General features: G+C 65.8%; 8 protein-coding genes and 3 rRNA genes. 6 read left to right on the forward strand and 5 right to left on the reverse strand.

Annotated elements, in window-relative coordinates:
• Positions 1 to 28 precede the first annotated feature (28 nt).
• Together GLX30_RS18820 and GLX30_RS18825 are read left to right on the forward strand one after the other, a co-directional pair.
• Positions 29 to 1,504, forward strand: coding sequence for an NAD(P)/FAD-dependent oxidoreductase (locus GLX30_RS18820; RefSeq protein ID WP_159690230.1), 1,476 nt, complete (start codon positions 29 to 31; stop codon positions 1,502 to 1,504).
• A 127-nt stretch (positions 1,505 to 1,631) separates the two neighbouring features.
• Positions 1,632 to 3,311, forward strand: coding sequence for a SpoIIE family protein phosphatase (locus GLX30_RS18825; RefSeq protein ID WP_159690233.1), 1,680 nt, complete (start codon positions 1,632 to 1,634; stop codon positions 3,309 to 3,311).
• 12 nt (positions 3,312 to 3,323) lie between these two features.
• Here GLX30_RS18825 and GLX30_RS18830 read toward each other — a convergent pair whose 3' ends face one another.
• A complete protein-coding gene (locus GLX30_RS18830; protein WP_159695117.1) occupies positions 3,324 to 4,598 on the reverse strand; it encodes an MFS transporter in 1,275 nt (424 codons plus the stop codon).
• Positions 4,599 to 4,823: 225 nt separating this feature from the next.
• On the opposite strand from GLX30_RS18830, the gene GLX30_RS18835 reads away from it, so the two are divergent.
• The 4 genes from GLX30_RS18835 (at position 4,824) to rrf (ending at position 11,106) form a co-directional block, all read left to right on the forward strand.
• Positions 4,824 to 5,327, forward strand: coding sequence for a MarR family transcriptional regulator (locus GLX30_RS18835; RefSeq protein WP_159695116.1), 504 nt, complete (start codon positions 4,824 to 4,826; stop codon positions 5,325 to 5,327).
• 635 nt (positions 5,328 to 5,962) lie between these two features.
• A 16S ribosomal RNA gene (locus GLX30_RS18840) occupies positions 5,963 to 7,490 on the forward strand.
• 279 nt (positions 7,491 to 7,769) lie between these two features.
• Positions 7,770 to 10,894 (forward strand): 23S ribosomal RNA (locus GLX30_RS18845).
• 95 nt (positions 10,895 to 10,989) lie between these two features.
• Positions 10,990 to 11,106, forward strand: a 5S ribosomal RNA gene (rrf, locus tag GLX30_RS18850).
• The 16S, 23S and 5S rRNA genes sit together here, the layout of an rRNA operon.
• Before the next feature lie 97 nt (positions 11,107 to 11,203).
• Here rrf and GLX30_RS18855 read toward each other — a convergent pair.
• From GLX30_RS18855 to GLX30_RS18870, 4 genes are read right to left on the reverse strand one after another with little or no spacing between them, the layout of a single operon-like run.
• The gene (locus tag GLX30_RS18855; RefSeq protein WP_159690236.1) at positions 11,204 to 11,878 is read right to left on the reverse strand and encodes a response regulator transcription factor; all 675 of its coding nucleotides are present in this window, start codon (positions 11,876 to 11,878) and stop codon (positions 11,204 to 11,206) included.
• Entirely contained in the window at positions 11,875 to 13,158 is a 1,284-nt protein-coding gene (locus GLX30_RS18860; protein WP_159690238.1) for a sensor histidine kinase, read from the reverse strand. The genes GLX30_RS18855 and GLX30_RS18860 overlap by 4 nt, the downstream gene beginning before the upstream one ends.
• 32 nt (positions 13,159 to 13,190) lie before the next feature.
• On the reverse strand, positions 13,191 to 13,961 hold the full coding sequence (locus tag GLX30_RS18865) for an ABC transporter permease (RefSeq protein WP_159690241.1): 771 nt from the start codon (positions 13,959 to 13,961) through the stop codon (positions 13,191 to 13,193).
• On the reverse strand, positions 13,958 to 14,896 hold the full coding sequence (locus GLX30_RS18870; protein WP_159690244.1) for an ATP-binding cassette domain-containing protein: 939 nt from the start codon (positions 14,894 to 14,896) through the stop codon (positions 13,958 to 13,960). The genes GLX30_RS18865 and GLX30_RS18870 overlap by 4 nt, the downstream gene beginning before the upstream one ends.
• Positions 14,897 to 15,016: the final 120 nt, after the last annotated feature.

The raw sequence follows: 15,016 nt of genomic DNA on the forward strand, positions 1-15,016 counted from the left end.
CAAACTCCCGAGGTCGTTGCCTCATGGGATGGTGAAGGCTGCAAACACCCGGGGCACGACCCCCGACACCCCGCCGCGCAAACGCATTCTCGTCGTCGGCGGCGGCTACGTCGGGATGTACACCGCGCTGCGCCTCCAGCGGAAGCTCAAGCCCGAGCTGGCGCGTGGCGAGATGGAAATCGTCGTGGTCACGCCCGACCCCTATATGACGTATCAGCCGTTCCTTCCGGAGGCCGCGGCCGGTTCCATCTCCCCCCGCCATGTCGTGGTCCCCCTCCGCCGCGTCCTCGGCAGATGCACGATCGTCATCGGCGAGGCCAAGGCCGTCGACCACGCGAAGCGCACGGCGACGGTCAGCACGCTCGCGACCGAGGAGGAGGGCGCCGGCGCCGTCGAGATCACCTACGACGAGCTCGTCATCGCGCCCGGGTCCATCTCCCGCACCCTTCCGGTACCCGGCCTCGCCGACTTCGGCATCGGTTTCAAGACGGTCGAGGAGGCGATCGGCCTGCGCAACCACGTCATCGAACAGATGGACATCGCCTCGTCGACCCGGGATCCGGCCATCCGCGACGCCGCCCTGACCTACGTCTTCGTCGGCGGCGGCTACGCGGGCGTCGAAGCCCTCGCCGAGCTCGAGGACATGGCCCGTTACACCTCCCGCTACTACCACAACATCAAGCCGGAGGACCTGAAGTGGATCCTCGTCGAGGCCCAGGGACGCATCCTTCCCGAGGTCGGCGAGCAGATGGGCAGGTACGCCGTGCGGGAGCTGCGCGCCCGCAACATCGACGTACGCCTGGAGACGCGCCTCGACTCCTGCGAGGACCGTGTCGCCGTCCTGAGCGACGGTTCCCGCTTCCCCACCCGGACGCTGGTGTGGACGGCCGGCGTCAAACCCGCCCCGGTCCTCGCCGCCACCGACCTGCCCCTGAACGGGAGGGGACGGCTCAAGTGCACCGCCCGTCTCTCCGTCGAAGGCGTCGACCACGCCTGGGCCGCCGGTGACGCCGCGGCCGTCCCGGACCTGACGTCCGACAAGCCCGGGGCCGAGTGCGCGCCCAACGCGCAGCACGCCGTGCGCCAGACCAAGGTGCTCGCGGAGAACATCGTGGCCTCGCTGCGCGGCGCGCCCACACAGGACTACGCGCACAAATACGCGGGATCGGTCGCGTCCCTCGGCCTGCACAAGGGCGTCGCGCACGTCTACGGGCGCAAGCTGAAGGGCTATCCGGCCTGGCTGATGCACCGGGCCTACCACCTCAGCCGGGTGCCGACCTTCAACCGCAAGGCACGAGTGTTGGCCGAATGGACCCTCTCCGGGCTCTTCAAGCGTGAGATCGTCTCTCTCGGCTCGCTGGAACACCCGCGCGCCGAGTTCGAACTCGCGGCGGGAGGCGGACGACCGGCGAGCGGCTCGAAGGAGCAGCCGCCCGCCGGCCAGAAGGAAGGGCCCACGGAGCAGTCGGCCGACGGATCACCCGACGGTCCCCACGGGACCTGACGGCGGTTCGGCAACTCGGGAAAGACGACTGTCAGTCCGGTCGGCCACACTTGACGTGTGACCATAGGTGGGCTCACACCTGCACAGAGTGACCCTTGGCGACGATCCCATTGAGGCTAGAAAGTCAGTGAACTTCACGCGTTGGAGCGCCAGGCTCCCCGGTACGCAGCGCCGCGCCGCGGCGCGGGGAACCGACCGAGGGCTCTCCCCGGCGCAGCGGTCCGAGGGCTCCGTGCCCGCGGCCCGCGGCGAGTACGGTCACTCCGAGCCCCCGCCCGACGTCCCGGCGCTGGAAGACTTCTCCGTACCGGAGATGCTCGGCCGCCTGCCCGCCCTGGTCGCGCTGGTCTACGGCCCCGAGCACCGGATCGCCTATGTGAACGACGCCTATGTCGCCGCCTTCGGGCCGCGGCCGGCCGGAGCGAGTGTCGCCGACGTGTGCCCCGAGCTCGTGGAGCTGGGTCTGCTGCCGCTGATGGACCAGGTGCTGCGCAGCGGCAAGCCGCGCACGGTCAAGTCCCGCAGGATCCAGGGCAGCGGGGAGTCGGCCCGTCGGGGCGAGGGGTCGTACACGATCACCTGCCTGCCCGCGGAGCGTGCGGACGGCAGCAAGGAGACCGAGGGCGTGCTCGTCTTCGCGGCCGACGTCACCGACCACGCGGAGGCGGCGGAGCGGCTGCGGGCCAGCGAGCGCCGCCATCGCGAGACGGCCGTGACGCTTCAGCGCTCGCTGCTCCCGCAGGAACTGGAACAGCCCGACGACCTCCGCTTCGCCGTCACCTATCAGCCCGGCGGCATCGACGCCGCGGTCGGCGGCGACTGGTACGACGTGATCACGCTCGGCGCGGGACGCACGGCGCTGGTCATCGGCGACGTGATGGGCCGCGGCGTGCGCGCTGCCGCCGTCATGGGCCAGCTGCGTACCGCCGTCCGCGCCTACGCCCGCCTCGACCTTCCGCCGCACGAGGTCCTCCAGCTGCTGGACGGCCTGGCCTCCGAGATCGACGCCAGCCAGATCGCCACCTGTGTGTACGCCGTCCACGACCCGAACGAGGGCCGGCTCGTCTACGCCTCAGCCGGCCATCTGCCGATCCTCGTGCGCGACGAGGACGGCACGGTCCACAAGGCGGCGGAACCGACCGGGCCGCCGCTCGGCACCGGCGGCTGGCTGCACACCTCCGGCGCCATCGACCTGCCGCCCGGTTCCACCGCCGTCCTCTACACGGACGGTCTGGTGGAACGCCGTGGCGAGGACATCGACGAAGGGGTGGCCGCGCTGGAGCGCGCGTTGTCCGGGGCGACCGGCAGCCCTCAGGTGGTCTGCGACCGGCTGATCCGTTCCCTGGGAGTCACCGCGGAGCACGACGACGACGTCGCCGTGCTCGTGCTCCAGCACCCGACGCGGAAGGGGGCGGACGCCGAGCTCTTCCACAACGCCGCCCTGGATCTGCTCGGCGGCATCGAGGCGGCGCCGCGTGCCCGGGCCTTCGCGTCAGGGGTGCTCGCGTCGTGGCGGTTCTCGCCGGAGCTGCACGACCTCGGTGTGCTGGCCGTCAGTGAACTGGTCGCCAATTCTCTCCAGCACGGCACCCCGCCCATGCGGCTGAGACTCCGCCGCACCGACCGCCGTCTGATCGTCGAGGTGACGGACGGGGACGACCATCTGCCGCGCCGCCGCCGCGCCGAGACGGAGGACGAGGCGGGCCGCGGGATCTCCATCATCGCGACGATCGCCTCGTCCTGGGGGAGCCGCCGCACCCCGGGCGGCGGCAAAGCGGTCTGGTGCGAGTTCGCCCTGCCGCGCTGAAGCCGCCCGGCCTCAGCGGGCGGGGGCGACCGCTTCCTCGGGCTTGTGCACGGCGACCACGCGGGTCCTCGCCGCGAGCGAGGGCAGGTCCTGCACCGGGGTGAGCCGCTTGCCCAGGCGCAGCGCCAGCACCGTGACCGAGAGCGAGAACAGTACGAAGGTCACGATGTACGGGCCGTGCAGCGCGGCGCCCATCGGCCCGCCGACGGCCGGGCCGACCGCCAGGGCGAGCTGCTTGACCAGGGCGAAGGCCGAGTTGTACTGCCCGACCATGGCCTCCGGCGCGAGGTCCGCGACCAGCGGCGCCACGGTCGGCGAGAGCATCGCCTCGCCGAGGCCGAACAGCGCGTACGTCGAGATGAACGCGGCCGTCGCCATGGCCTGGCTGCCGTGTCCGAGGCCCGCGTAGCCGGCCGCCAGCCATGCCACGGCCCAGATGAGCCCGACCGAGGCGATGACCCTGCTGCGCCTGCGCCGCTCCACGAACCTCAGCACAAGGAACTGCGCGAGCACGATGACCGCGGTGTTGGCCGCGAGGGCCGTGCCGAGGGTCGCGGGCTGGATACCGGCGGCCTCGGTGCCGTATGCGGCGAGACCCGACTCGAACTGGCCGTAGCAGGCGAAGAAGAGGACGAAGCCCAGGACGAGCAACTGCACCATGGCCCGGTGGCCGAGCAGCGCGCGCAGGCCGCCCCTGGCACCGGCCTCCGTGCCGGAGGGACGCGAGTCGTGGAGCGTCGGGGAGTGGGGGAGCCGCACGGTCAGGGCGATCGCCGCGAGCACGAGGAACATGGCCGCCTCGATGCCGAACAGCAGGGTGAAGCTCGACGGCCGGCTCTCGTCGACGATGTGTCCGCCGATCAGGCCGCCGACGCCGAGGCCCAGGTTCTGCAGGAAGAACTGTGTGGCGAAGGCACGGGTGCGGGTCGCCGTCTCCGAGCACCAGACGATCATCGTGGCGAGCGCAGGCTGCATCACGGCGGTACCGGCGCCGAGCAGCGCGGCCGACAGTACGACTGTCGGGATGCTGTCGGAGAGTCCCATGCCGACGGCTCCCGCGGAGGCGAGCACGGCGGCGGCCACCAGTACAGGCAGCGGCCCCCGGCGGTCGATGATCCGCCCGGTGAAGGGCAGAGCGACGAGCGCGGCCATCGCGAAGACCGCCAGCACGGCACCCGCCGTGCTCGCGCCCAGCTCGCGCACCTGCGCCACATAGACGTAGAGGTACGGAACGGTGAAGCCGAGCCCGAACGCGCTCAGCACGTTCCCCGCCTGGATCCGGCGCATCGCTGCACCCTTCGCCTTGGTCACACTCACCTGCTTCTGGTCGGGAAGCCCGTCGAGTCCGGAGGACTGAACTCTGAAGACTTCAACGCTAAACTTCAACACTGAAGAGTACACATCGAAGGACTTCAATGCCAATGAGTGCCGTGCCATACTTCGGCGCATGCCTACCGAGACCCCGAGGCCTCTCCGACGTCCGGCCCGCACGAGCCGAGCCTCGACGAGCAGATCGCCGCCTACCAGCGCGAATTCGGCGACCTCGACCCCCAGGTCGAGAAGGTGGTCTCCGCCCTCGGCCGGCTCAACCGCCGGATGAACGTCGCGTACGGACGTCAGGTCGCCGACCTCGGCATCAGCAACACCGAGTGGGAAGTCCTGAAGACGCTGGTGCTCTCGGGTTCCCCCTACCGGATGGGGCCCGGGGAGCTCGCCAAGCGTCTCGGGCTCACCCCCGCCGCGATGACGCACCGCATCGACCGCATGGCCGGCGAAGGCCTGGTCACCCGCGCCCGCGACGAGAACAACCGGGTGCGCGTGATCGTCGAACTGACGGACGAGGGCCGCGCCAAGTGGCTGGAGGCGATGCGCATGGCGACGAACTTCGAGGAGGACCTGCTCCAGGACCTCTCGGGTGACGAGCGGGCGGTCCTCGGCGAGCTGCTCATCCGCGTGCTGCGCAGGGTGGAACACGACCAGCCGGACGCCGGCGGGCGACTCACCGACCTGGACTAGGCGGGGTCGCGAGGCGGGGTTGACACGGCCCTCCGCGATCCGTAAGGTTCTTCGAGTTGTCACGGGGCCGGAACGGTTCTGCGACAGCCATCCCGCCGCGAACGCGGCAACCAAACTCTGCACGATCTCCTGACCGGGAAGAATTTCGGCATGCCGAAATTCATTTCGAAAGCTCGATTATGAGCAGCCCGGGAAATCCGCTAGAGTTTGAGCGTCGGAACGGCCCAACAGTCGTGAAGACAACTCCCGCTGACCGGGAATCAGGCCCGAAAGAGTCTGATAGAGTCGGAACCGCCGGAAGGCCGAAAAGCCGGAAAGCACACCGAGGAAATCGGATCGGAAAGATCTGATAGAGTCGGAAACGCAAGACCGAAGGGAAGCGCCCGGAGGAAAGCCCCAGAAAATGTTCTGCGGGTGAGTACAAAGGAAGCGTCCGTTCCTTGAGAACTCAACAGTGTGCCAAAAATCAACGCCAGATATGTTGATACCCCGTCCATCTTCGGATGGTCGAGGTTCCTTTGAAAAAGTCCATCCCGCTTGCGGGGTGGCAATCACAGCGAGGACGCTGTGAACGACCGGTCTTATTCCGACCGGTTGTTCCGCTCTTCGGATGTGCACCCGATCACGGGTAAACATTCATGGAGAGTTTGATCCTGGCTCAGGACGAACGCTGGCGGCGTGCTTAACACATGCAAGTCGAACGATGAACCTCCTTCGGGAGGGGATTAGTGGCGAACGGGTGAGTAACACGTGGGCAATCTGCCCTTCACTCTGGGACAAGCCCTGGAAACGGGGTCTAATACCGGATAACACTGCGGATCGCATGGTCTGCGGTTGAAAGCTCCGGCGGTGAAGGATGAGCCCGCGGCCTATCAGCTTGTTGGTGGGGTGATGGCCTACCAAGGCGACGACGGGTAGCCGGCCTGAGAGGGCGACCGGCCACACTGGGACTGAGACACGGCCCAGACTCCTACGGGAGGCAGCAGTGGGGAATATTGCACAATGGGCGAAAGCCTGATGCAGCGACGCCGCGTGAGGGATGACGGCCTTCGGGTTGTAAACCTCTTTCAGCAGGGAAGAAGCGAAAGTGACGGTACCTGCAGAAGAAGCGCCGGCTAACTACGTGCCAGCAGCCGCGGTAATACGTAGGGCGCAAGCGTTGTCCGGAATTATTGGGCGTAAAGAGCTCGTAGGCGGCTTGTCACGTCGGATGTGAAAGCCCGGGGCTTAACCCCGGGTCTGCATTCGATACGGGCAGGCTAGAGTGTGGTAGGGGAGATCGGAATTCCTGGTGTAGCGGTGAAATGCGCAGATATCAGGAGGAACACCGGTGGCGAAGGCGGATCTCTGGGCCATTACTGACGCTGAGGAGCGAAAGCGTGGGGAGCGAACAGGATTAGATACCCTGGTAGTCCACGCCGTAAACGTTGGGAACTAGGTGTTGGCGACATTCCACGTCGTCGGTGCCGCAGCTAACGCATTAAGTTCCCCGCCTGGGGAGTACGGCCGCAAGGCTAAAACTCAAAGGAATTGACGGGGGCCCGCACAAGCAGCGGAGCATGTGGCTTAATTCGACGCAACGCGAAGAACCTTACCAAGGCTTGACATATACCGGAAAGCATCAGAGATGGTGCCCCCCTTGTGGTCGGTATACAGGTGGTGCATGGCTGTCGTCAGCTCGTGTCGTGAGATGTTGGGTTAAGTCCCGCAACGAGCGCAACCCTTGTTCTGTGTTGCCAGCATGCCCTTCGGGGTGATGGGGACTCACAGGAGACTGCCGGGGTCAACTCGGAGGAAGGTGGGGACGACGTCAAGTCATCATGCCCCTTATGTCTTGGGCTGCACACGTGCTACAATGGCCGGTACAAAGAGCTGCGAAGCCGTGAGGCGGAGCGAATCTCAAAAAGCCGGTCTCAGTTCGGATTGGGGTCTGCAACTCGACCCCATGAAGTCGGAGTTGCTAGTAATCGCAGATCAGCATTGCTGCGGTGAATACGTTCCCGGGCCTTGTACACACCGCCCGTCACGTCACGAAAGTCGGTAACACCCGAAGCCGGTGGCCCAACCCCTTGTGGGAGGGAGCTGTCGAAGGTGGGACTGGCGATTGGGACGAAGTCGTAACAAGGTAGCCGTACCGGAAGGTGCGGCTGGATCACCTCCTTTCTAAGGAGCACATGGCCGACTGCGAGCGAATGACTCGCACGGTCGCTCATGGGTGGAACGTTGATTATTCGGCACAGTTGATGGATGAGTTCACCAGTACTGCTTCGGCGTGGAACGTGATCATCATCCGGAACTGTCCGGGCACACTGTTGGGTGTCTGAGGGTGCGAGCGTTGCTCGTCCTTCGGGATGCCGGCCCCAGTGAACTCGTCGCGTAGGTGACGGGGTGGTGGGTGGCTGGTCGTTGCTTGAGAACTACACAGTGGACGCGAGCATCTGTGGCCAAGTTTTTAAGGGCGCACGGTGGATGCCTTGGCACCAGGAACCGATGAAGGACGTGGGAGGCCACGATAGTCCCCGGGGAGCCGTCAACCAGGCTTTGATCCGGGGGTTTCCGAATGGGGAAACCCGGCAGTCGTCATGGACTGTCACCCATGCCTGAACACATAGGGCATGTGGAGGGAACGAGGGGAAGTGAAACATCTCAGTACCCTCAGGAAGAGAAAACAACCGTGATTCCGGGAGTAGTGGCGAGCGAAACCGGATGAGGCCAAACCTACGACGTGTGATACCCGGCAGGGGTTGCGTCGTGGGGGTTGTGGGATCTCTCTTTCATTGTCTGCCGGCAATGAGACGAGTCAGAAACCGTATGGATAGGCGAAGGACATGCGAAAGGTCCGGCGTAGAGGGTAAGACCCCCGTAGCTGAAATTCATACGGCTCGTTTGAGAGACACCCAAGTAGCACGGGGCCCGAGAAATCCCGTGTGAATCTGGCGGGACCACCCGCTAAGCCTAAATATTCCCTGGTGACCGATAGCGGATAGTACCGTGAGGGAATGGTGAAAAGTACCGCGGGAGCGGAGTGAAATAGTACCTGAAACCGTGTGCCTACAAGCCGTGGGAGCGTCGCTGTATGTGCTTGCACATGCAGTCGTGACTGCGTGCCTTTTGAAGAATGAGCCTGCGAGTTAGCGGTGTGTAGCGAGGTTAACCCGTGTGGGGAAGCCGTAGCGAAAGCGAGTCCGAACAGGGCGATCGAGTTGCACGCTCTAGACCCGAAGCGGAGTGATCTAGCCATGGGCAGGTTGAAGCGGAGGTAAGACTTCGTGGAGGACCGAACCCACCAGGGTTGAAAACCTGGGGGATGACCTGTGGTTAGGGGTGAAAGGCCAATCAAACTCCGTGATAGCTGGTTCTCCCCGAAATGCATTTAGGTGCAGCGTCGTGTGTTTCTTGCCGGAGGTAGAGCACTGGATAGGCGATGGGCCCTACCGGGTTACTGACCTTAGCCAAACTCCGAATGCCGGTAAGTGAGAGCGCGGCAGTGAGACTGTGGGGGATAAGCTCCATGGTCGAGAGGGAAACAGCCCAGAGCATCGACTAAGGCCCCTAAGCGTACGCTAAGTGGGAAAGGATGTGGAGTCGCAGAGACAACCAGGAGGTTGGCTTAGAAGCAGCCACCCTTGAAAGAGTGCGTAATAGCTCACTGGTCAAGTGATTCCGCGCCGACAATGTAGCGGGGCTCAAGCGTACCGCCGAAGTCGTGTCATTCCAGCATGAGGGCCAACGCCCGCTGGGATGGGTAGGGGAGCGTCGTGTGCCGGGTGAAGCAGCCGCGGAAGCGAGTTGTGGACGGTTCACGAGTGAGAATGCAGGCATGAGTAGCGATACACACGTGAGAAACGTGTGCGCCGATTGACTAAGGGTTCCTGGGTCAAGCTGATCTGCCCAGGGTAAGTCGGGACCTAAGGCGAGGCCGACAGGCGTAGTCGATGGACAACCGGTTGATATTCCGGTACCCGCTTTGAAACGCCCAATATCGAATCAGGCGATGCTAAGTCCGTGAAGCCGCCGGCTGAGTCTTCGGACGAGGTCGGAGTGGTGGAGCCGACGAACCAGACTTGTAGTAGGTAAGCGATGGGGTGACGCAGGAAGGTAGTCCAGCCCGGGCGGTGGTTGTCCCGGGGTAAGGGTGTAGGCCGTGGGGTAGGCAAATCCGCCTCACGTTAAGGCTGAGACCTGATGCCGAGCCGATTGTGGTGAAGTGGATGATCCTATGCTGTCGAGAAAAGCCTCTAGCGAGTTTCATGGCGGCCCGTACCCTAAACCGACTCAGGTGGTCAGGTAGAGAATACCGAGGCGTTCGGGTGAACTATGGTTAAGGAACTCGGCAAAATGCCCCCGTAACTTCGGGAGAAGGGGGGCCATCACTGGTGATCCGATTTACTCGGTGAGCTGGGGGTGGCCGCAGAGACCAGCGAGAAGCGACTGTTTACTAAAAACACAGGTCCGTGCGAAGCCGTAAGGCGATGTATACGGACTGACGCCTGCCCGGTGCTGGAACGTTAAGGGGACCGGTTAGTCACTCTTCGGGGTGGCGAAGCTGAGAACTTAAGCGCCAGTAAACGGCGGTGGTAACTATAACCATCCTAAGGTAGCGAAATTCCTTGTCGGGTAAGTTCCGACCTGCACGAATGGCGTAACGACTTCTCGACTGTCTCAACCATAGGCCCGGTGAAATTGCACTACGAGTAAAGATGCTCGTTTCGCGCAGCAGGACGGAAAGACCCCGGGACCTTTACTACAGTTTGATATTGGTGTTCGGTTCGGCTTGTGTAGGATAGGTGGGAGACTGTGAAGCTTGGACGCCAGTTCAGGTGGAGTCGTCGTTGAAATACCACTCTGGTCGTGCTGGATGTCTAACCTGGGTCCGTGATCCGGATCAGGGACAGTGTCTGATGGGTAGTTTAACTGGGGCGGTTGCCTCCCAAAGAGTAACGGAGGCGCCCAAAGGTTCCCTCAGCCTGGTTGGCAATCAGGTGTTGAGTGTAAGTGCACAAGGGAGCTTGACTGTGAGACCGACGGGTCGAGCAGGGACGAAAGTCGGGACTAGTGATCCGGCGGTGGCTTGTGGAAGCGCCGTCGCTCAACGGATAAAAGGTACCCCGGGGATAACAGGCTGATCTTCCCCAAGAGTCCATATCGACGGGATGGTTTGGCACCTCGATGTCGGCTCGTCGCATCCTGGGGCTGGAGTCGGTCCCAAGGGTTGGGCTGTTCGCCCATTAAAGCGGTACGCGAGCTGGGTTTAGAACGTCGTGAGACAGTTCGGTCCCTATCCGCTGTGCGCGTAGGAGTCTTGAGAAGGGCTGTCCCTAGTACGAGAGGACCGGGACGGACGAACCTCTGGTGTGCCAGTTGTCCTGCCAAGGGCATGGCTGGTTGGCTACGTTCGGAAAGGATAACCGCTGAAAGCATCTAAGCGGGAAGCCTGCTTCGAGATGAGGACTCCCACCTCCTTGAGAGGGTAAGGCTCCCAGTAGACGACTGGGTTGATAGGCCGGATATGGAAGCCCTGTAAGGGGTGGAGTTGACCGGTACTAATAGGCCGAGGGCTTGTCCTCAGTTGCTCGCGTCCACTGTGTTAGTTCTGAAGTAACGAACTCGCCCGACCCCTGTGTGGGGTTGCCGGCTGGTAGTTCGGACATCTTCATAGTGTTTCGGTGGTCATTGCGTTAGGGAAACGCCCGGTTACATTCCGAACCCGGAAGCTAAGCCTTTCAGCGCCGATGGTACTGCAGGGGGGACCCTGTGGGAGAGTAGGACGCCGCCGAACAATCATTGTGGGAAAGCCCCGCACCTCTGGTGCGGGGCTTTCCTGCGTTCAGGACCAAATTCCCCATGCGGGCACGCGGGTTCACCGGCCTCGTCCTTCAGGACGGGTTCACCAGCCTGGTGTCGTACGCCAGGATGACCGCCTGGACGCGGTCCCTCGCGCCGGTCTTCGCCAGGATGCGGCTGACATGCGTCTTCACCGTGGACTCGGCCAGGTGGAACCGGCTCGAGATCTCCATGTTCGTCCAGCCCTGGCCGATCACCGTCAGAATCTCGCGCTCCCGATCCGTCAGCCGTGCCAGGCGCTCGTCCGGCACCGGCTCGCCGGTTCCCACGGCCGCGGTCTCCGGCAGGTGCTGCACGTACGTGTCCAGGAGCCGGCGTGTGAGGCTCGGAGCCACCACCGCGTCTCCGGCGGCCACCGCGCGGATGCCGGAGAGGAGCTCCTCCGGCATCGCGTCCTTGATGAGGAAGCCGCTCGCGCCGGCCCGCAGGCCCTTGTAGGCGTACTCGTCCAGGTCGAACGTCGTGACGATGAGGACACGGGTGCGGGCGCCCGAGGCGACGATGCGCCGCGTCGCCTCGATCCCGTCGAGACCCGGCATACGGATGTCCATCAGGACGACGTCGGGGTGGAGTTCGGCGGCCTGTCGCACTGCCTCGGCACCGTTCCCGGCCTCGCCCGCCACCGTCATGTCGTCCTGGCTCTCCAGCAGCATCCGGAAGCCGAAACGCTGCATGGGCTGGTCGTCGACGATGAGCACTGTCGTCACTGATCGGGTTCCTTCGGAAGGTGGAGACGTACGCGCCAGCCCCCCGGGGGCCGGTGCAGCGGACCGGCCTCAAGTGTGCCGTCGTACATGGCGGTTCGCTCCCGCATACCGGCCAGCCCACGTCCGGTGCCCGTGGACGCGGCGTCCCCGCCGGTCCCGGTGTCCGTGACCGTGACGGAGACGCCGTCCGCCGCGTACCGCACTGCGACACAGGCCGTAGCCTTCCGGCCGCCGTGCTTCAGGGAGTTGGTGAGGGCTTCCTGTACGACCCGGTAGACCGTCAGCTGGCGCCCCGCGGGCAGCGGGCCCGGGGCGCCCTCGACCGTGAGATCCACCGGCAGGCCCGCTCCCCGCACGCCGTCGACCAGCCGTCCAAGATCGGTCAGGGCCGGCTGTGGGGCGAGGTCCGCCGCGGGCGGCGCCTCCGTGTCCTCGCGGAGGACGTCCAGCAGTCGCCGCAGCTCCGTGAGGGCCTGGCGGCTGGTGGTGCCGATGGCCTCGAGGGCCTGTGCCGCGCGCTCCGGGGCGCCGGCGGCGGCGTAGGCGCCACCGTCCGCGAGGCCGGTGATGACCGACAGGTTGTGGCCGATGATGTCGTGCATCTCCCGGGCGATACGCGTACGTTCCGCGGCTGCCGCGAGCCGCGCCTGCTGGTCGCGCTCCACCTCGAGCTGCCTGGCCCGCTCGACCAGCGAAGCCGTGTACTCCTGCCGGGAACGGACCGCGAGTCCCAACAGGGCCACGAGCGCGAAGCTGTAGAGCATCGGCACGAACTGCTGGTCCCAACTTCCCACCGGATAGGCCGTGGCACCGACCGCCAGCGGGACGAGCACGGCGCCGAACGACCACAGCAGTGTGCGCAGCGGCAGTCGCAGCGCGATGTTGTAGACGGCGATCATCTGGAGGAACGACGCCTGGAGGTGCGCGCCGCACGCCGCGTTGGCCAAGGAGAACGGCAGCATCACCAGGAGCACGGCGAGGGGATGGCCGCGCCGCCACAGCAGCGGTACGGAGAAGCCCAGGCTCATGGCGAGGACCAGCCAGGACGGCACCTCGTCGTTGAAGGCGACGTTGCGCCAGCCGCCCGCCGCGTCCACCAGTGCGGCGAACACGAACACCCCGGTGATGTGGAGGTCCCAGACCAGCGGGCGGCGGCGGTCGAAGGCGCGCAGGCGTTCTGTGAGGCGCTGGAGCCGGCGGGTGAGCGGCTGGGCTCCGGTCGACCAGCCCTGTGGAGCGGGGCCGGACCGCGGGGGGCGCTTCTGCTGTGCCATGCGCATGCTCACATCCTCGTACACGGGCCGGACCGGCCTCAGACGTCCCGGCGCTTGAGCAGGACAGCGGCCGCGGCCAGGGTCGCCACCGCCCACAGGGTCAGCGCCAGCAGTGCGCCGCCCGGTGAGGCCGCTCCCGGGACGGCCTGCGCCGACAGGAGGGACTCCAGTGCCTTCGTCGGGAAGTACTCCACGGCATCGGCCACGACGTCGTACGGGAGCATGGCGATCACCTCGGGCAGGACCATCACGCCGCCGATGAACGCGCCGATCGCTCCGGGCACCGACCGCACGAGCGCTCCCAGTCCGAGGGCGATCAGTCCCAGCAAGGTGAGCCCGGCCGAGCTGCCCACGAGGGCGCGCACGACTCCCGGGTCGCCGAGCGACGCCTCCTGGTCCGTGCCGGCGAAGAACAGCTGCGCGGCCGGAAAGGTGACGAACGCGGTGACGAGCGTGACGGTGAAGGTGACGCCCCCGAAGACGGCCGCCTTGGACCACAGCACCGGGAGTCTGCGGGGCACCGTGGTCATCGAGGCGCGGATCATGCCGGTCGAGTACTCGCCCGCGGTCACGAGGATGCCGAGGACGGCGAACGCGATCTGCGCGAACTGGACGCCGATGAGGGTGAGGACGACGACGTCCACGTCGCCGTCGCCGCCACCCGTTTCGTAGGTGGCGCCCATGAGGAGGCCGATGCCGAACGTCAGCAGCCCGGCAGACATCAGAGTGATCCAGGTCGAGCGCAGTGTCCACAGCTTGTGCCACTCGGAGCGCAGCACACGGGTCGGGGTCAGCTCGTACGTGCTCATGCTGCTGCTCCTTCGAGCGGGACGGCCTGGTACTCGACCGCCTCGTGCGTGAGGTCCATGAAGGCTTGTTCCAGTGAGGCGGTGACCGGGGTGAGTTCGAAGAGGGGGATGCCGTGTGCGGCGGCGGTACGGCCGACGCTCCTGCTGTCCGCGCCGCGCACGAGCAGCTCCTCGGGGCCTGCCCGGTCCACGGCGACTCCCGGCCCGCCGAGGACTCCCGCGAGGGAAGCCGCTTCCGGTGAGACCACCTTCACGGCGGACGCGCCGGCGTCCCGCACGAACGCTTCCACCGTCGTGTCGGCGAGCAGCCTGCCGCGGCCGATGATGACGAGGTGGTCGGCGGTGAGGGCCATCTCGCTCATGAGGTGCGACGAGACGAGGACCGTGCGGCCCTCCGCGGCGAGGGACTTCAGGAGCGTCCTGATCCAGAGGACGCCGTCGGGGTCGAGTCCGTTGACGGGTTCGTCGAGGATCAGGGTGGCCGGGTCGCCGAGGAGGGCGGCGGCGATCCCGAGGCGCTGGCCCATGCCGAGACTGAAGCCCTTGACCCGCCGCCCGGCGACATCGGTCAGGCCGGTCATGCCGATGACCTCTTCGACGCGGGAGGGCGGGATGCCGTGCGTGTGGGCGAGGGCGAGAAGGTGGTTCCTGGCGGTGCGCCCGGGGTGGATCGAGCGGGCCTCCAGCAGGGCTCCGACCTCGGTGAGGGGCGCCGGGTGGGCCGCGTAGGGGCGGCCGCCGACGGTGGAGTGCCCGCGGGTGGGGGCGTCGAGGCCGAGCAGGAGGCGCATGGTGGTGGACTTGCCGGCGCCGTTCGGTCCGAGGAAGCCGGTGACGGAGCCCGGCCTGACGCTGAAGGTGAGGTCCCGGACGACGGTCCTGTCGCCGTACCGTTTGGTGAGTTCGACGGCTTCGATGCCGTGTGGACTGGTCATGTCCCCGACGCTATGGAGCGGGAGGCGGCCGGTCGTCCGACCGCGGGCGGGAGTCCGGGGAGCGGCGTAGTACCGGGGTACGACGGGGAAACGGCGTTGCTCAGGGACGCAGTCAGGGCC

The organism is Streptomyces sp. Tu 2975, from assembly GCF_009832925.1.
GTDB lineage: Bacteria > Actinomycetota > Actinomycetes > Streptomycetales > Streptomycetaceae > Streptomyces.

Bases quoted from the DNA above. Each gene is read 5' to 3' on its own strand.
- GLX30_RS18830 (WP_159695117.1), bottom strand. From the start codon at position 4,598: ATGCGCCGGATCCAGGCGGGGAACGTGCTGAGCGCGTTCGGGCTCGGC.
- GLX30_RS18820 (WP_159690230.1), top strand. From the start codon at position 29: ATGGTGAAGGCTGCAAACACCCGGGGCACGACCCCCGACACCCCGCCG.
- GLX30_RS18870 (WP_159690244.1), bottom strand. From the start codon at position 14,896: ATGACCAGTCCACACGGCATCGAAGCCGTCGAACTCACCAAACGGTAC.
- GLX30_RS18865 (WP_159690241.1), bottom strand. From the start codon at position 13,961: ATGAGCACGTACGAGCTGACCCCGACCCGTGTGCTGCGCTCCGAGTGG.
- GLX30_RS18860 (WP_159690238.1), bottom strand. From the start codon at position 13,158: ATGCGCATGGCACAGCAGAAGCGCCCCCCGCGGTCCGGCCCCGCTCCA.